15 protein-coding genes are annotated in these 17,143 nt (G+C 67.1%); 2 read left to right on the top strand and 13 right to left on the bottom strand.

The window, feature by feature from the left end:
- The first annotated feature begins 9 nt into the window (after positions 1–9).
- Together ACX80M_RS02045 and ACX80M_RS02040 are read left to right on the top strand one after the other, a co-directional pair.
- Entirely contained in the window at positions 10–939 is a 930-nt protein-coding gene (locus ACX80M_RS02045) for an alpha/beta fold hydrolase (RefSeq protein ID WP_459308578.1), read from the top strand.
- Positions 936–2,012, top strand: a complete 1,077-nt coding sequence (locus tag ACX80M_RS02040) for a glycosyltransferase family 4 protein (protein WP_459308576.1) — start codon at positions 936–938, stop codon at positions 2,010–2,012. Before ACX80M_RS02045 ends, ACX80M_RS02040 begins: the two co-directional genes overlap by 4 nt.
- Before the next feature lie 21 nt (positions 2,013–2,033).
- Here ACX80M_RS02040 and ACX80M_RS02035 read toward each other — a convergent pair whose 3' ends face one another.
- From ACX80M_RS02035 to pyrR, 13 genes are all read right to left on the bottom strand, one after another.
- Positions 2,034–4,196 carry a primosomal protein N' gene (locus tag ACX80M_RS02035; RefSeq protein WP_459308574.1) on the bottom strand — a complete coding sequence of 721 codons (2,163 nt, stop codon included), beginning with the start codon at positions 4,194–4,196 and terminating at the stop codon, positions 2,034–2,036.
- An 11-nt stretch (positions 4,197–4,207) separates the two neighbouring features.
- Positions 4,208–5,443 carry a methionine adenosyltransferase gene (metK, locus tag ACX80M_RS02030; RefSeq protein WP_252598888.1) on the bottom strand — a complete coding sequence of 412 codons (1,236 nt, stop codon included), beginning with the start codon at positions 5,441–5,443 and terminating at the stop codon, positions 4,208–4,210.
- A gap of 78 nt (positions 5,444–5,521) precedes the next feature.
- Entirely contained in the window at positions 5,522–6,772 is a 1,251-nt protein-coding gene (coaBC, locus tag ACX80M_RS02025; RefSeq protein ID WP_459308572.1) for a bifunctional phosphopantothenoylcysteine decarboxylase/phosphopantothenate--cysteine ligase CoaBC, read from the bottom strand.
- Between the two features lie 29 nt (positions 6,773–6,801).
- Positions 6,802–7,062, bottom strand: coding sequence for a DNA-directed RNA polymerase subunit omega (gene rpoZ, locus ACX80M_RS02020; RefSeq protein ID WP_056340218.1), 261 nt, complete (start codon positions 7,060–7,062; stop codon positions 6,802–6,804).
- Positions 7,063–7,101: 39 nt separating this feature from the next.
- Positions 7,102–7,674 (bottom strand): guanylate kinase, encoded by a 573-nt coding sequence (gene gmk, locus ACX80M_RS02015; protein ID WP_252614589.1) that lies wholly within the window; start codon positions 7,672–7,674, stop codon positions 7,102–7,104.
- Between the two features lie 48 nt (positions 7,675–7,722).
- Positions 7,723–8,040, bottom strand: coding sequence for an integration host factor, actinobacterial type (gene mihF, locus ACX80M_RS02010; RefSeq protein ID WP_168223552.1), 318 nt, complete (start codon positions 8,038–8,040; stop codon positions 7,723–7,725).
- 111 nt (positions 8,041–8,151) lie between these two features.
- The gene (gene pyrF, locus ACX80M_RS02005) at positions 8,152–9,024 is read right to left on the bottom strand and encodes an orotidine-5'-phosphate decarboxylase (RefSeq protein ID WP_252598891.1); all 873 of its coding nucleotides are present in this window, start codon (positions 9,022–9,024) and stop codon (positions 8,152–8,154) included.
- Positions 9,017–12,361 carry a carbamoyl-phosphate synthase large subunit gene (gene carB / locus ACX80M_RS02000; RefSeq protein ID WP_252598892.1) on the bottom strand — a complete coding sequence of 1,115 codons (3,345 nt, stop codon included), beginning with the start codon at positions 12,359–12,361 and terminating at the stop codon, positions 9,017–9,019. Before carB ends, pyrF begins: the two co-directional genes overlap by 8 nt.
- Positions 12,361–13,632, bottom strand: a complete 1,272-nt coding sequence (gene carA, locus ACX80M_RS01995; RefSeq protein WP_374209989.1) for a glutamine-hydrolyzing carbamoyl-phosphate synthase small subunit — start codon at positions 13,630–13,632, stop codon at positions 12,361–12,363. Before carA ends, carB begins: the two co-directional genes overlap by 1 nt.
- A complete protein-coding gene (locus tag ACX80M_RS01990; RefSeq protein ID WP_252598893.1) occupies positions 13,613–14,134 on the bottom strand; it encodes a PH-like domain-containing protein in 522 nt (173 codons plus the stop codon). Before ACX80M_RS01990 ends, carA begins: the two co-directional genes overlap by 20 nt.
- Complete coding sequence (locus ACX80M_RS01985) at positions 14,134–15,480, bottom strand: dihydroorotase (protein ID WP_252607998.1); 1,347 nt, start codon at positions 15,478–15,480, stop codon at positions 14,134–14,136. Before ACX80M_RS01985 ends, ACX80M_RS01990 begins: the two co-directional genes overlap by 1 nt.
- The gene (locus ACX80M_RS01980; RefSeq protein ID WP_252607999.1) at positions 15,480–16,499 is read right to left on the bottom strand and encodes an aspartate carbamoyltransferase catalytic subunit; all 1,020 of its coding nucleotides are present in this window, start codon (positions 16,497–16,499) and stop codon (positions 15,480–15,482) included. The genes ACX80M_RS01985 and ACX80M_RS01980 overlap by 1 nt, the downstream gene beginning before the upstream one ends.
- Positions 16,496–17,083 carry a bifunctional pyr operon transcriptional regulator/uracil phosphoribosyltransferase PyrR gene (pyrR, locus tag ACX80M_RS01975; protein ID WP_459308566.1) on the bottom strand — a complete coding sequence of 196 codons (588 nt, stop codon included), beginning with the start codon at positions 17,081–17,083 and terminating at the stop codon, positions 16,496–16,498. Before pyrR ends, ACX80M_RS01980 begins: the two co-directional genes overlap by 4 nt.
- Positions 17,084–17,143 lie beyond the last annotated feature (60 nt).

Raw genomic sequence — 17,143 nt, 5'->3', positions numbered from 1 at the left:
CCGAGGGTCATGAAAACCGCCGATCATCAGCCATCCCCTGTGCCCTCCTTCTTCAGCGCCGGGCTGGCCGCCCGCACCCAGGCCGCCGACATCGTGATTAACGGCAGCACCGTGGCGTACTGGACTTACGAACCGATCCAGGCCACACCGGACACCCGCACCATCCTGGTCATCCATGGTTTCCGCGGCGATCACCACGGCCTGCTCCGGGTTGCAGACCAGTTGCCGGAAATGCGCATCATCATGCCGGACCTGCCGGGGTTCGGCAGCTCCGCCGCGTTCGTGTCCGGGAAACATTCGGTGGAGCAGTACGGCACCTTTGTCACCGACTTTATGGCGGCGCTCGGCCTCGGCCCGGACACCGTGCTGTTGGGGCACTCCTTCGGCTCGATCGTCGCCGCCCATTTTGTCGCCACCCACCCGGGTACCGTCACACCGCTGATCCTGATCAACCCCATCGCCATGCCTGCCCTGGAAGGCCCCAAGGGCATCATGACCAAGCTGGCCGTCCTCTACTACCGGCTGGCGGCCCGTCTCCCCCGCCCGCTGGGACTGGCACTGCTGCGCAGTCCGCTGATCGTCAGGGTCATGAGCGAGGCCATGGCCAAGACCGGCAACAAGGACCTGCGCCGCTTCATCCACGGCCAGCACCATGCCTACTTCAGCGCTTTCGCGAACCGGGAAAGCCTCCTCGAATCGTTCACGGCCTCGGTCAGCGGCCATGTGGCCGAGGTTGCCGGGAAGCTGAGCCTGCCGGTGCTCCTGGTCGCCGGCGAAAAAGACGAGATTGCCACTCTGCCGGACCAGCACCGTCTCGCCGCGCTCCTCCCCGACGGCGTCCTCAAAGTCATTCCCGGCGTCGGCCACCTGATCCACTACGAAACGCCCGGCCCCGCCGCCGGCTTCATCCGCAGCTTCCTTAAGGACCACCCCGCGTGAAGATTGTCATCGATGCACGATTCACCCGGACCGATCATCACGACGGCATCAGCCGTTACGGAGCCAGCCTCATCGCCGCCACGGCAAAGGTGGCCGAGGTTTCCATGCTTATCAGCGACACGCGCCAACTGGCGCTGCTCCCGGATGTTCCGTACACGTTGATAAACAGTCCGCTGTCCCCGCTGGAGCTGTTCGTGGCCCGCAGGATCAACCCGCTGGGGGCAGACGTTGTGGTGTGCCCCATGCAGACCATGGGCAGTTGGGGGCGCAAGTACGGCCTGGTCCTGACCCTGCACGACCTCATCTACTACGAGCACCCCGCTCCCCCGGGATTCCTGCCGGCACCCGTCCGCGTGCTCTGGCGGCTCTACCACAAAGCGTTCTGGCCGCAGCGCGTCCTCCTCAACCGGGCGGACACTGTGGCCACCATCAGCCGGTCCACGGAAGCGCTGATGGCCAAGTACCGGCTCACCAAAAGGCCGGTGCGGATCATCAGCAACGCCCCGCAGCCCGCGCAGGAACCGCGCGACCCTGCCACCGGGGCGGACCATTCGCTGGTGTACATGGGCTCGTTTATGCCCTACAAAAATGTTGAAACAATGGTGGCCGGCATGTCCGAGCTGCCTGATTTCACCCTGCACCTGCTGAGCAGGATCACCGCCGAGCGCCAGGCCGAGCTGGAGATCATGGTGCCGCCGGGTGCCACGGTGGTCTTCCACAACGGGGTCACCGATGACGAATATGCCGTCCTGCTCAAGCGCGCCACCGCACTGGTGAGCCTCTCCCGCGCCGAAGGCTACGGTCTTCCCCTGGTGGAGGCCATGGCCCTCGGCACGCCGGTCATCGCCAGCGACATCCCGATTTTCCGCGAGGTGGGCGGCGACGCGGCAACCTACGTTGATCCCGCATCCCCGGCAGAGTTCGCCGCGGCCGTGCAGAAACTGCGGGACGACGCCCACTGGCGGCAGGTGTCCCGCCGTTCCGTGGCACGTGCGCAGGAGTTCAGCTGGGACGAATCCGCGCAGCAGCTGGTGGACGTGGCCCACGACATCATGGCGCGGCGCAGCCGCTGACTGGTGCCGCCAAAGGAAGCCCTAGAGGACGTCCACGCCGTCCAGCCTGACCTGGACCGGTTCCGTGGTCCTCTTGGCGGCGGCCGCAGCCTTTGTTGCACGTAACACCCGGGTGACAGTGGCTGCCTGCCCGTATGCGAAGAACAGCAGGGTCCGGGCGTCCTCCCCGGCCCCCGCGGCACCTCCGGCACTCCCTGCTCCCCCGACGGCCGCTGGACCGGTGAGGGCCAGCGGCGCCGGTCCCGCGGTCCGCAGCGTCACGCCGGCGGCAGCCAGCTCCTTCTCCACGGTCCCGGAAAAATGTACGACGGCGGCCCGGGGGCCGGTGACCGAGGCAATCCTGACCGCCGGCGGCAGCTGGAGTTCCATCCGGAGTTCCAGCTCGCGCCGGGCGTACCCGGCCGGGTCCCACCGCAGCAACGCGCCAACAGCAACACTTTCCGTCGCGGTGATTACCACCAATCCGCCGTCGGACGCCGGGCGCACCAAAGCCGCGGCGTTGAACCAGCGGCGGACCGTGTCTTCCCCGGCGCGGAGGTTCTCCCGGCGGAGCAGGGAGTCGCCGTCGAGGAGCAGCGCCGCTGCGTAACCGCCTTCCGCCACGGGCTCGGCCCCGACGGTGGCCACCACCAAGGCCTTGGCGCTGCCAACGCCGGCCTTGATGTTGCCGCCCGAGGACGTAATGACGGTTTTTCCGGGAAATGCCCTGCCCAGCTCTTCGGCTGTGCGCAGGACGCCCGTGGCGCCCTTACGGAGCTTGTGCCCCGCGCAATGGGCACACTGCCACTCCGGCGCCGGCGTGGAACACCAGCGGCATTGCGGGACCGCAGAACTGCCGGTGGCTCCGGCCAGGGCAAGGGGACCCTGGCAGGCCTGGCAGCGGGCGGGTGCGCGGCACGTCTCACAGACGAGCGACGGCGCGTAGCCGGCGCGGGCCACCTGCACAAGGACGGGCCCACGTTCCAGCCCGTCCTTGGCAGCCCGCCACGCGGCACCGGGAAGCCGCGCAACCAGGGCCAGGGGGTCGCGTTCCTGTTCGAAGCTGTCCGCCGTGTTCAGCACCCGGGGCACGGTCCGCCGTGCGAACGCCCGATCGGCCTCAACGGGCATGGCCCAGCCGGCCTCCACCAGCCGCTGGAGTTCCGTGCTCCTGGAATGACCGGCCATGAGGCAGGCTGTGCCTTCCAGGTCCGCGCGCAGCAGCAGCACGTCGCGGGCATGGGCGTACGGGGCGCGCTGTTCGATGTGGAGGTCATCGCCGTCGTCCCAGCAGGCAACAAGGCCCAGATCCCGGACCGGGGCAAACGCTGCTGAGCGCGTGCCGATGGCTACGCGCGCGGACCCGGCAAGGAGGCGCAGGAAGTTCCGGTAGCGGGGGGTGGGCCCGTCGTCGGATGTCAGGCGGGCGATATCGTCGGCGGGCAGCACCGCCAGGAGCGCCTTTTCCAGCTGGTCCAGGTCCCGGTAGTCCGGCACCACCACCACGGCGCCGCGGCCGGAGGCACGGACTGCTGCCACGGCCGTTGCAATCAGTTGCGGCCAAGCTGCCGGGCCGAATCCCTGAATCGGGTTGAAGACCGCCCGTGGGGATCCGCCGTCCCTCAGGTGGCGGACAAATGCCGGGCCGTTGCGGTAACTGGCCCAGTCTGCTTCTATCCCGGCAGGGACGTCCTGGCCGGTCAAAGCCCCGGCATCGGTCGGCAGGTCCGGTGACGCCGGCTCTGCTGACGGCAACGAGAGGAAGTCCTTCTCGAGCCTCGCCATGCGCGGAGGCACCGCGACGCGAAGGACGTCACTGACCGTGCCCGCATACCGGGCCGCGACGGCGGACACCAGATCCCGGACAGCCGGCGTCAGGACGACGACGGGAGAGACCACCTTCTGCAGGGGCACCAGGGTGTGGCCGGCGTCGGATTCTTCAGTCCGTTCAATGATGAACCCGGACAGGTCCTGGCCGTTGAAGCTGACCTTTACCCGGACGCCGGCCTGTGCGGCCCCGTCCAGTTCGGCCGGCACGCTGTAGTCGAAAGGCCGGTCCAGATGCGGCAGCGGCGTCTCCACGAGGACCCTGGCCACCGGAAGGTGCGCGGCCAGCGGGGGCCCGGACGGCCTGGCCTTCGCCGGGAAGCCCTGCAGCAGCGACAACTGGACGGCGCCGGGAGGGACAGACTCATCAGAGGCCATGGCGGACTGGCCTACGCGTTGAAGAAGGCCTTCAGGTCCTCCACCCGGTCCAGGCGCTCCCAGGTGAAGTCGGGATCGTCACGGCCGAAGTGTCCGTGCGCGGCGGTCTTCGCGTAGATGGGACGCTTGAGGTCCAGGGCATCGATGATGGCACGCGGGCGGAGGTCGAAGATCTCCGCGATGGCGGCGCTGATCCTGGCCGGGTCCACCGTCTCGGTGCCGAAGGTCTCGACGTACGTGCCCACGGGGCGGGCCTGGCCGATGGCGTAGGCAATCTGGATCTCGGCGCGCTTTGCCAGTCCGGCCGCCACGACGTTCTTGGCAACCCAGCGCATGGCGTAGGCAGCGGAACGGTCCACCTTGGAGGGGTCCTTGCCCGAGAAGGCGCCGCCGCCGTGGCGGGCCATGCCGCCGTAGGTGTCCACAATGATCTTGCGTCCGGTCAGGCCGGCGTCACCGACGGGCCCGCCGATGACAAACTCACCGGCCGGGTTCAGGATGTTGGCAGCCCGGGAAATGTCCAGGTTGGCTGCAGCCAAGACGGGCTCAATGACAAAGGCGGCGAGGTCCGCGCGCAGCCGGTCCAGGCTGGTGCCTGCGGCGTGCTGGCTGGAGATGACGACGGTTTCGACGGAGACCGGGACGTCCTTGTCGTAGCCGATGGTGACCTGGGTCTTGCCGTCGGGGCGGAGATAGGACAGTTCGCCGGACTTGCGTACCTCGGTGAGGCGTTCGGACAGGCGGTGCGCGATCCAGATCGGCACCGGCATGTAGGACGGGGTTTCGTCGCTCGCGTACCCGAACATCAGGCCCTGGTCGCCGGCGCCCTGGAGGTCGTAGTCGTCCTCCTGGCGGCCTTCGCGGGCTTCGAGGGAGTTGAAGACACCCCCGGCGATGTCGTTGGACTGCTGTCCGATGGAGACGGACACGCCGCAGCGGGCACCGTCAAAGCCGTTGGCCGAGGAATCGTAGCCGATGCCCAGGATGGTTTCCCGGACGATCTGCGGGATTTCGACGTAGGCGTCGGTAGTGACCTCACCGGCAACATGGACCAGGCCGGTGGTGGCCATGGTCTCCACGGCGACGCGGGACTCGGGATCCGCGGCGAGCAGTGCATCCAGGATGGCGTCACTGATCTGGTCGCAGATCTTGTCCGGGTGGCCTTCAGTGACCGACTCGGACGTGAAGAGCCGGAGGGCGGAGGGCGTGGCCCCGTGGGTGTGGGGAATGTGCAGCGGTAAAGTCACTCAACTACCTTACTGGTTGGGAATCGGACGTCCGGCGGCGTGTGTCCCCGTGCTAAGGAAACGGTGCGTGGCTTTCGGTCAGGCGCGTGGCGAAACGTGGTTCAGCTCATAGCCGACCCGCGTGATGACAGCGGCCGAAACCTCTGTTTTGGTTCCGGCGGCCAGTTGTGGTCCGGCGCCGGAGCGGGCAAGGATGACTACCGAGTTGCTGTCCTGGCCAAAAACCTTGTCCGATCCCACATGATTGACCACCAGGAGATCGCAGCCCTTGCGCTTGAGCTTTGCCTCCGCGTAGGTCAGGACGTCGCCCTGGCCGTCACCGGTCTCTGCCGCGAAGCCCACAATCAGCTGGCTCCGGCGGCTGGCATGGTTTTCGGGAGCGTGGTCCCGGACCTCGACCAGTTCCTGGAGGATGTCCGGGTTCCGGACCAGGGAAATGACGGGGTCCGCGGTGTCATCACGTTTCTTGATCTTGGTGCCGGAGATCTCCGCGGGGCGGAAGTCCGCCACGGCCGCAGCCATGATCACGACGTCGGAATCCGCCGCGGCTGCCAGCATGGCCTCGCGCAACTCCAGCGCGGTCTCAACGGTCACGACGTCGACCCCTGCTGGCGCCGGAACCTCCATATGGGCGGCAACCAGGCGGACCGTGGCACCCGCGTTGCGGGCGGCGACGGCCAGCGCCACGCCCTGCTTACCGGAGGACCGGTTGCCTAGGAAACGGACGGGGTCCAGCGGTTCCCGCGTTCCGCCTGCACAGACTGTGACGGTCCGCCCGGCCAGCGGAAGCTGGTAATCGGACTGGCCCTGGGCGAGTGCCATGGCGGCGTCGAAGATGGCTTCGGGCTCAGGCAGGCGGCCCGGACCGGAGTCGGTGCCGGTGAGCCGGCCGCTGGCCGGTTCCAGGACGGCCACTCCCCTGCTCCGCAGCGTTTCAACGTTGGCGCGGGTGGCGGCGTGCTGCCACATCTCCGTGTGCATGGCGGGGGCAAAGAGTACCGGGCCGCTGGCCATGAGCAGCGTGTTGGTGAGGAGGTCATTGGCTTGTCCGGTGGCCGCGCGAGCCAAAAGATCGGCCGTCGCGGGCGCCACCACAATGAGGTCGGCCTCATGGCCGAGCCTGACGTGGTTGACCTGGTGCACGTCGTCGAAGACGCTGTTGCTGACCGGGTTCCCGGACAGGGCCTCCCACGTGGCGACACCCACAAAGCGGGTGGCTGCCTCGGTGGGAATCACCGTGACATTGTGGCCGGCTTCAGTAAAAAGCCGGAGGAGCGATGCGACCTTGTAGGCCGCAATCCCTCCCCCGACTCCGAGGACTATGCGCACGTGACCTCCGTCAACAGGGCAGTCTGAACTTACTCTGCGGCTTCGATCGGCGTGGAAACGAGCTTGCCTTCGTTGATTTCGCGCAGGGCGATGGACAGCGACTTCTCGTTCAGCTTGGTGTCGACCAGGGGGCCGACGTACTCGAACAGGCCCTCGTGCAGCTGGGCGTAGTAAGCGTTGATCTGACGTGCACGCTTGGCACCGAAGATCACCAGGCCGTACTTGGAATCAGCTGCCTTAAGCAGTGAGTCGATCGGCGGGTTGATGATGCCTTCAAGGTTCGTGGACACGAATTCTCCAAATTCTAACGGGCTGGCTGCTACCGGCTACTAGTGCGGGTGCGGGGTCAGCCCCATGAGTGAAACAAGCTCGTCCGCTGCCCGGCGAACGTCATCATTGATGACGGTGTGGTTAAACTCCGGTTCAGCGGCAAGTTCCAGTTTAGCCGTTTCCAGCCGCTGCTGCTGCTCCTGCTCAGTTTCCGTGCCGCGACCCACCAGTCGGCGGACCATTTCGTCCCAGCTGGGCGGCGCCAGGAACACAAACTGGGCGTCAGGAACGGCCTGCTTGACCTGGCGTGCACCCTGCAGATCGATCTCCAGCAGGACGGACCTGCCGGCCGCGATGGCCTCGTCCACGGAACTCCGCAGCGTGCCGTAGGTGTTCTGGCCGTGGACTACGGCCCATTCCAGGAACTCGCCGGCCGCAACGAGCGACTCGAACTCTTCCATGGACTTGAAGAAGTAGTGGACGCCATCCTGCTCACCGGGCCGCGGAGCGCGGGTGGTGGCCGATACGGAAAGCCAGACTTCGGGGTAGTTATCCCGGATGTAGGTGGACACGGTGCCTTTGCCAACAGCCGTCGGACCAGCGAGGACTGTCAGTCCCGGTTTCTTGCTCACGTATTCCTTTGCGGCGGAGTTTGGGTTCGGGCGCCTCTAGGAAACGCCCTATTTCTCGTCTATAAAATCTACCAGCGCCTGGCGCTGGTGAATGCCCAGCCCGCGGAGACGGCGGGATGCCGCTATGCCCAACTGCTCCATAATGGCTGCAGCCCTGACTTTTCCGATGCCCGGCAGGGCCTCCAACAGCTCCACCACCCGCATCCGGGCCAGGGCGTCATCCGCGGCGGCGGCACCGATAAGGTCCGCTGCCGACGTCTTGCCGTTTTTGAGGCGCTCTTTGGCGGCCGCCCTGGCGGCCCGCGCGGCGGCCGCCTTGTTCAGGGCCGCCGCGCGTTCCGAAGGAGATAAGGGTCGCAGGCTCATGGAGGACACCCCCGGATTCATCGGCTGAGTCCAAGGCGACCGCCGTTGGACTTGTCCTGAAACCTACCCCTTGGTGGGCGGTGAATCAATGGATGCCAGCATTGAGGGCGCCTATTTGCCGATGAGCCCCTCAAGAGTGCGCAACGCAGCATCACGGAGACCCTGGGTCCCTGGACCGGCAGCCAGGATATCCCGGCTGGACGTCCCCAGGACCTGCGGGTACGCCGCCCCGAAGGTTCGGCGCAGGTCTGCCGGTGTGGCACCCTGGGCGCCCAGTCCCGGGGCCAGGATGGGTCCACGGACCGCCGGGAGGTCCAGGTGCAGGTCAGTCAACGCTGACCCCACAGTGGCGCCGACGACGAGTCCAACGGACCCCAGGCCGCCGGCATAACGGCTGTTCTCTGCCGCTGCCGCCTCGACGATCCGCCGGGCCACGGAGTCGGCTCCGCCCACATGCTGCACGGAAGCCCCCTCCGGGTTGGAGGTCAACGCCAGGACAAATACGCCCCGGCCGTAGTCCGCTGCCAGGTCAAGCGCCGGGCGGAGCGACTCAAACCCCAGGTACGGGCTAAGGGTCACGGAGTCGGCAGCCAGGGACGAGCCGTCCCGCAGCCAGGCGTCTGCGTAGGCAGCCATCGTGGAGCCGATATCGCCCCGCTTGGCGTCAGCAATGGTGAGGACCTGCGCCTGCGTTGCCGCGGCCAGGACCTCTTCCAGGACTGCCATCCCGGCCGAACCGTGGCGCTCGTAGAGCGCCACCTGCGGCTTCACCGCGGCAGCGAGCGAACCGATGGCTTCCAAGACCGTCAGCGAAAACCGCCTCAGCCCTGCGGCGTCGTCGGCGAGTCCCCAGTCCTTCAGGAGTGCCGGGTGCGGGTCAATGCCCACGCACAGCGGGCCGCGGGCCGCCATGGCCGCCCCGAGCCGGGAGCCAAAGGACTCCCGGCCGGCGGGGCTTGATGCGGCGGAACCGGCCTCAGGCATTCTGCGAAACCGCAGACTCGGCCGCCGCGTTCTCCGCAGCTGCCTTCTGGGACGCCACCAGGGCGGCGGCGTGCTCCTGCAGGCTGGTCACTGACCACTCGTAGGTACGCATCGCCTCGATGGCCTGCACCGCCGCGTTGAACTCGGCCACCGTGGTGATGCAGGGGATGCCGATGGAGGTCGCGGCGGCACGCAGGGCGTAGCCGTCGCTGCGGGCCTCGCCGCCGGAGGGGGTGTTGAAGACCATGTCGATCTCGCCGGCGATTACGAGGTCTGCGATGGTGCCCTCACCTTCGGCACTGCTGCCCTCGGCGACCTTGCGGACCGTGCTGGCCTGGATGCCGTTGCGGCGCAGGACGTCGGCGGTGCCGCCGGTGGAGACAATCTCAAAGCCGAGGTCCGAGAGGCGCTTGACGGCCATGATGACCGCCCGCTTGTCCCGGTTTGCCACGGAGACGAAGATCTTGCCTTCGGTGGGCAGGGCATTGTTGGCGGCTGCCTGGCTCTTGGCGAAGGCGGTGTCGAAGTGCTTGTCGATGCCCATGACTTCGCCGGTGGACCGCATTTCCGGGCCGAGCAGCGAGTCCACTACCTTGCCTTCCGGGGTGCGGAAGCGGCTGAACGGAAGCACGGCTTCCTTGACCGATACCGGGGCGTCGAGCGGCAGCGTGGAGCCGTCGCCGGTTTCCGGCAGCATCTTGTAAGCGGTCCGGAGCTGGTGGATGGTGACACCCGTGCCGATCAGCGCGGCGGCCTTGGCCATCTGGACGCCCGTGGCCTTGGAGACGAACGGCACGGTGCGGGAGGCACGCGGGTTCGCTTCGAGCACGTAGAGCACGTCCGAGGCCAGCGCGAACTGGATGTTGATCAGGCCGCGGACGCCCACGCCCTCGGCGATGGCGCGGGTTGCCGTGCGGACACGCTCGATCACGTTGTTGCCCAGGGTGATGGGAGGCAGGACACACGCGGAGTCGCCGGAGTGGATGCCGGCCTCCTCGATGTGTTCCATGATGCCGCCCAGGTACATGTCGGTGCCGTCGAAGAGGGCGTCTACGTCGATTTCGACGGCGTCCTCCAGGAAGCGGTCGATCAGCACCGGGTGGTCCGGCGTGATTTCCGTGGCGTTGGCGATGTACCGGGAGAGGTTCGGCTCGTCGTAGACGATTTCCATGCCGCGGCCGCCGAGCACGTAGGACGGACGGACCAGGACGGGGTAGCCAATCTCGTCGGCGATCTTCTTGGCGTCGTCGAAGGAGACCGCGGTGCCGTTCTTCGGGGCGATCAACCCGGCGTTGTCCAGCACGCGGGAGAACTCGCCGCGGTGCTCGGCGAGGTCGATCGCTTCCGGGGACGTGCCCAGGATGGGGACGCCGGCGTCGGCCAGCTGCTGCGCCAGCTTCAGCGGCGTCTGGCCACCGAGCTGAACAAAGACACCCATCACGCCGCCGGTGCGTTCCTCGGCGGCGATGACCTCGAGGACGTCCTCCAGGGTCAGCGGCTCGAAGTACAGGCGGGTGGAGACGTCGTAGTCCGTGGAGACCGTCTCCGGGTTGCAGTTGACCATCACGGTCTCGTAGCCGGCCTTGCGCAGCGCCATGGAGGCGTGGACGCAGGAGTAGTCGAACTCGATGCCCTGGCCGATGCGGTTGGGGCCGGAGCCGAGGATCAGGATGGACGGCTTGGAGTGCAGCGCAATCTCGTCCTCCTCGTCATAGGACGAGTAGTGGTACGGGGTATAGGCGGCGAACTCGGCGGCGCAGGTGTCCACCGTCTTGTAGACCGGACGGATCCCGAGGGCCTGCCGCACACCGCGGACCACGGCTTCGGAGTTGTGCGTGAGGGAACCGATCTGCTCGTCCGAGAAGCCGTGGCGTTTGGCGCGCTTGAGCATCTCCACGGTCAGGGCTCCGGCCTGGCGGATCTCGTGGGAGATCTCGTTGAGCAACTGGAGCTGGTCCAGGTACCAGGGGTCGATCTTGGTGGCTTCGAACAGCTGTTCCACGGTGGCGCCGCCGAGCAGGGCACGCTGGACCTGGTGCAGGCGTTCCGTGGTGGGCCGCTTGGCCTTCTCGATCAGCTCCGGGACTTCCCATTCGGGGACGGAGCTGAAGTCCAGCTGCGAGCCCTTCTGCTCCAGGGAGCGCAGGGCCTTCTGCAGGGCCTCGGTGAAGTTGCGGCCCATTGCCATGGCTTCGCCGACGGACTTCATGGTAGTGGTGAGGGTGTCGTCAGCGGCCGGGAACTTCTCGAAGGCGAAGCGCGGAACCTTGACCACCACGTAGTCCAGGGTGGGTTCGAACGACGCCGGGGTCTTCTGCGTGATGTCGTTCGGGATCTCGTCCAGCGTGTAGCCGAGGGAGAGCTTGGTGGCGATCTTGGCGATGGCGAAGCCCGTGGCCTTGGACGCCAGGGCGGAGGACCGGGACACGCGCGGGTTCATCTCGATGACCACTACCCGGCCGGTGTCCGGCTCGATGGCGAACTGGATGTTGCAGCCGCCGGTGTCCACGCCCACCTCACGGATGACGGCGATGGAGATGTCGCGCAGCCGCTGGTATTCGCGGTCCGTCAGGGTCAGCGCCGGTGCCACGGTGATGGAGTCGCCGGTGTGCACGCCCACGGGGTCGAAGTTTTCGATGGAGCAGACCACCACGACGTTGTCGTTTTTGTCGCGCATCATCTCAAGCTCGTATTCCTTCCAGCCGAGGATGCTCTCTTCGAGCAGCACCTCGCTGGTGGGGCTGTACTGCAGGCCCTGGCCCACGATGCGGCGGAGATCGTTTTCGTTGTACGCCAGGCCGGAGCCGAGGCCGCCCATGGTGAACGAGGGCCGGACCACCATCGGGTAGCCGAGGTCCTCGGCGGCGGTGAAGGCCTCGTCCATGGTGTGGATGATGTGGCTGCGGGCCGATTCGGCGCCGCAGCGTTCCACCACGCCCTTGAACTTTTCGCGGTCCTCGCCGAGCTCGATGGCCGCGATGTTCGCGCCGATGAGCTCCACGTTGTACTTTGCCAGCACGCCGTTCTTGTCCAGCGCGATGGCCGTGTTCAGTGCAGTCTGCCCGCCCAGGGTGGGCAGGATCGCGTCCGGGCGCTCCTTGGCGATGATCTTCTCGACCACCTCGGGGGTGATGGGCTCGATGTAGGTGGCATCGGCGAATTCGGGGTCCGTCATGATGGTGGCCGGGTTCGAGTTCACCAGGATGACCCGCAGGCCCTCCTCCTTGAGGACACGCAGTGCCTGGGTGCCGGAGTAGTCGAACTCCGCGGCCTGGCCGATCACGATCGGGCCGGAACCGATGACCAGGACGCTCTTAAGGTCAGTTCTCTTGGGCATTACTTCTTGTCCTCAGTCTTGGAATCGGTGGTGTTCTCTGCGCCGGTTTTGGTGACGGCCATCAGGTCGATGAAACGGTCAAACAGGTAGGCGGCGTCGTGCGGGCCGGCTGCGGCTTCCGGGTGGTACTGCACCGAGAAGGCCGGGATGTCCAGGCACGCGAGGCCTTCAACGACGTCGTCGTTGAGGCTGATGTGGCTGACCTCAACGCGGCCGTAGCGCTCCTCGGGAGCCTGCGTGGCGCCGTCGAGCGGTGCGTCCACGGCGAAGCCATGGTTCTGTGAGGTGATCTCCACCTTGCCGGTGCGGCGGTCCAGGACGGGCTGGTTGATGCCGCGGTGGCCGTAACGGAGCTTGTAGGTGCCGAAGCCCAGGGCGCGTCCCAGGATCTGGTTGCCGAAGCAGATGCCGAAGTACGGCAGCTTCTGGTCCAGGACGGAGCGCAGCAGCTTGACCTGGGCGTCTGCCGTGGCGGGGTCGCCGGGGCCGTTGGACATAAAGAAGCCGTCCGGGTTGACGGCCTTGACGTCCTCGAGGGTGGAGGTTGCCGGCAGGACATGGACGCGGACGCCGCGCTCGGCGAAGCGGATGGGGGTCATGGCCTTGATGCCGAGGTCGATCGCGGCAATGCTGAAGCGCGGCTCGCCGTCCCAGCCGTGGTCCTTGGGGTCCACCACGTAGGCTTCGCTGACGCTGACTTCCTCGGCCAGGCGGGCGCCTTCCATCGGGGCGCTGGCCAGGACCGCGTCAACGAGTTCCTTGTCCGTGGCCTTGGCGGCCGCACCCGAGAAGATGCCGGCGCGCATGGTCTTGTGCTCACGCAGGTGGCGGGTGATGGCACGGGTGTCCACGCCCTGGATGCCGACGATTCCCTGCTCGATGAGTTCCTCGTCCAGGGAGCGTTCGGAGCGCCAGTTGGAAGGGCGGCGGGCGGCGTCGCGGACGATGTAGCCGGCCACCCAGATGCGGCGGGACTCGGCGTCCTCGCTGTTCACACCAGTGTTGCCGATGTGCGGCGCGGTCTGCACCACCAGCTGGCGGGCGTAGGAAGGATCGGTGATGGTTTCCTGGTAGCCGGTCATGCCGGTGGCGAACACTGCCTCGCCCAGGGCAGTGCCCTGCGCGCCGTAGCTGGTGCCGCGGAACATGCGGCCGTCCTCCAGGACGAATACCGCCGGTGTGGGAACCGTGGTGGAAAGGGCTGCTGGTGCCGCAGTCTCTGCTTTTGCTGTCGCTGTTTCTGTCACTGTCTTACTTTCCACTCTGGGGATCCGCCTGGGGGGCTGCGGCGATCAATTGCTGAAGGGAGTCATAGAGGGCGTCCTTGTCGGCGGCCCGGCGGGTCCGGAAGCCCGTGTCGAGTTCGTGCGTTCCAAGGTCCCAGGTGAGGACCAGGAGGCCGTCCTTCTCCACGAATTTGCCGGCCATTCCGCTTTCCTGCCGGACGGCGGTGAGGCTTCCGGCCGGGATGTAGAGCGCCGGGGCACCGGTTCTGTCGAAGAGGACGCCGTGCGGGTACACGCTAAGGACGGCATTGGTCCGGATGCCAAGCCGGTGTACCGCGATGCGGTCCAGCCAGTCTCCGGCGGTGGTGGACGCAACGTACTGGCCGTCGGCCCCGGCGAGCGGCACTCCGGGCGCCTGTGGCACGTCGGGCAACCGGCCGACGTCGGCCTGCCGCCTGAGTCGGTTGCGCCAGCCTACCCAGATCATCAGCAGAACGACGGCGATGAGCGCGGCCGTGATGAGGCCGGTGAGTAGTTTGGTGTCCATCAGGAGGCGCCTGCCGCGGACGGTTCGCGGTACGGCGTGTTGAGCTGGCCGTCCAGGACGGTGGGGTGGCCCTTGTAGAACGTGGCCACCACCTTGCCCGGCAGCTCCAGGCCGGCGAACGGGGAGTTGCGGCCCATGGTTGCCATCTTGGCTGGGTCAACGGTCCACCGGGCAGCCGGGTCCACCAAAACAATGTTGGCGGGTTCGCCGGCGTCCAGTGGACGGCCCTGGTCCGCCACTCGGCCGATCAGGGCCGCCGCGGTGGAAGTCACGCGGGCGAAATCGGCCCAGGTCATGAGGCCGGTTTCGATCATGGTGTGCTGGACCACGGACAGCGCGGTTTCCAGCCCGGTCATGCCCATCGCGGCCTGCGCCCACTCGCATTCCTTGTGCTCGCTCGGGTGCGGGGCGTGGTCGGTGCCCACCACGTCAATGGTGCCGTCCGCCAGGCCGGCGCGCAGTGCCTGCACATCTGCATCCGTCCGCAGCGGCGGGTTGACCTTGTACACAGGGTTGTAGCTGCGGACCAAGTCGTCGGTGAGCAGGAGGTGGTGCGGGGTGACTTCGGCGGTGACGTTGATGCCGCGTTCCTTGGCCCAGCGGATGATCTCCACGGAGCCGGCGGTGGAGACGTGGCAGACGTGCAGGCGGGAGTCCACGTGCTGCGCCAGCAGGACGTCACGGGCGATGATGCTCTCCTCGGCCACCGCCGGCCAGCCGGTGAGTCCCAGGACGGCGGAGACGGCGCCCTCGTTCATCTGGGCCCCGGCGGTAAGGCGGGGTTCCTGCGCGTGCTGGGCCACCACGCCGTCGAACGCTTTGACGTACTCCAAGGCGCGGCGCATCAGCACCGGATCATGGACGCAGATGCCGTCGTCGGAGAACATGCGGACCTGGGCACGGGAATCTGCCATGGCACCGAGTTCGGCGAGCTGTTCGCCGGCCAGGCCGACGGTCACGGCGCCGACGGGACGCACGTCCACCCAGCCGGCCGCGCGGCCCAGGCTGTGGACCTGTTCCACCACACCGGCTGTGTCCGCCACCGGGTTGCTGTTGGCCATGGCGTGGACCGCGGTGAAACCGCCCAGGGCGGCGGCGCGGGTGCCGGTCTCCACGGTTTCGGCATCTTCGCGGCCGGGTTCGCGCAGGTGCGTGTGCACGTCCACCATGCCGGGCAGTGCCACCAGGCCGGCGGCTTCGATGACGGCGGCGCCGTCCACGTCTGGGTGGGTGGCAGCGGCTGCGCCCCGGGCGGCGATGATGCCGGCACTGATGAGCAGGTCCTCGGCCCCGGCGCCCAGGATTGATGCACCGCGGATCAGGTAGGTTCCGTTGTTCTCTGCCATCAGTTGCTCTCCTTGGTGGAATGGTTGCGGGCCGCGCCCGCTGTGGCGGCTGGTTCGCGGGTATCCCCGGAGAGCAGCAGATAGAGGGTGGCCATCCGGACCGAGACGCCGTTGCGGACCTGTGCAAGCACAGTGGAACGGGGCGAGTCGGCGGCGGCGGAGGAAATCTCCAGGCCACGGTTCATGGGTCCGGGATGCATGATGATGGTGTCCTTCAGTCCCAGGCTGTCCAGCGCCCGGAGCCGGTTGTCATCGAAGCCCCAGCGGCGCGAGTATTCGCGGGTGGACGGGAAGAACGAGGCGTTCATCCGCTCGCCCTGCACGCGCAGCATCATCACGGCGTCCACACCCTGCGCCAGGGTGTCATCCATGTCGTAGCTGACCTTGCACGGCCAGTGTTCGACGCCGATGGGCAGCAGGGTGGGTGGCGCCACAAGGGTGATTTCGGCGCCGAGCGTGCGGAGCAGCCAGACGTTGGAGCGCGCCACGCGGGAGTGCAGGACGTCCCCGGCGATGGCTACGCGCATGCCTTTGAGGTCCGCCCCGGTCGAGGCAGAGCCGGCCAGCTGTGACCAGTGCCGGCGCATGGTGAAGGCGTCCAGGAGGGCCTGCGTGGGGTGTTCGTGGGTGCCGTCGCCGGCATTGATGACGGCGGCGTCGATCCAGTCCGTCGCGGCGAGCCGGTGCGGCGCGCCCGAGGCCCAGTGGCGGATCACGACGGCGTCCGCGCCCATGGCTGCCAGCGTCTGGGCTGTGTCCTTCAGGGACTCGCCCTTGGAGACGGATGAGCCTTTCGCGGCGAAGTTAATGACATCGGCGGACAGCCTCTTGGCGGCCGCTTCGAAGGAGATCCGCGTGCGGGTTGAGTCTTCGAAGAAGAGGTTCACCACGGTGCGGCCGCGGAGGGCCGGGAGCTTCTTGACTTCGCGGTCCCCAACGGCAGCCATTTCTTCGGCGGTGTCGAGGATGCGGATGGCGTTGGCCAGGCTGAGGTCTTCAGTGGAGAGGAGGTGTTTCACGCGCCGCCCTCGATAACCACTTCGTTGACTACGGAACCGTCGGCGGCGGTGTCGGTTTCCTCGAGGCGGACCCGGACCTTCTCGGCGGACGAAGTAGGCAGGTTCTTGCCCACGTGGTCGGCCCTGATGGGCAGCTCACGGTGGCCGCGGTCGATCAGCACAGCGAGCCGGACGATCCGCGGACGGCCGAGGTCGATGATGGCGTCAAGGGCGGCACGGATGGTGCGCCCGGAGTACAGGACATCATCAATGAGCACCACAACCTTGTTATCGATTCCCGTGCGCGGGAGCTGGGTGGGGTACGGCGGCCTGGTGGGCTGGTGGGAAAGGTCATCGCGGAACATGGTGACGTCCAGCTGCCCGACAATGGCGGTGGCGTCCACGGTGGGGTCTGCGGCTGCAATCTTGTGTGCGAGGCGGACGGCCAGCGGATAGCCGCGGCGCGGGATGCCCAGCAGGACCAGGTCCTGGGACCCTTTGTTGGCCTCAAGGATCTCGTGGGCGATTCGAGTGAGTGCACGGTCGATGTCCGCCTGGTTGAGGACAACCCTGGCTGGAACCGGTGCGTTTGTGACAGAAGTCAAACTCTCGTCTCCCCTTTCCCCGCCTCACGGGACGGAATTAAAAAGGATCATTTGCGTTTC

This window comes from Pseudarthrobacter sp. MDT1-22 (assembly GCF_054511035.1).
The sequence above is the reverse complement of the archived record's forward strand: the minus strand, read 5'-3'. Positions and strand labels throughout refer to the sequence as shown.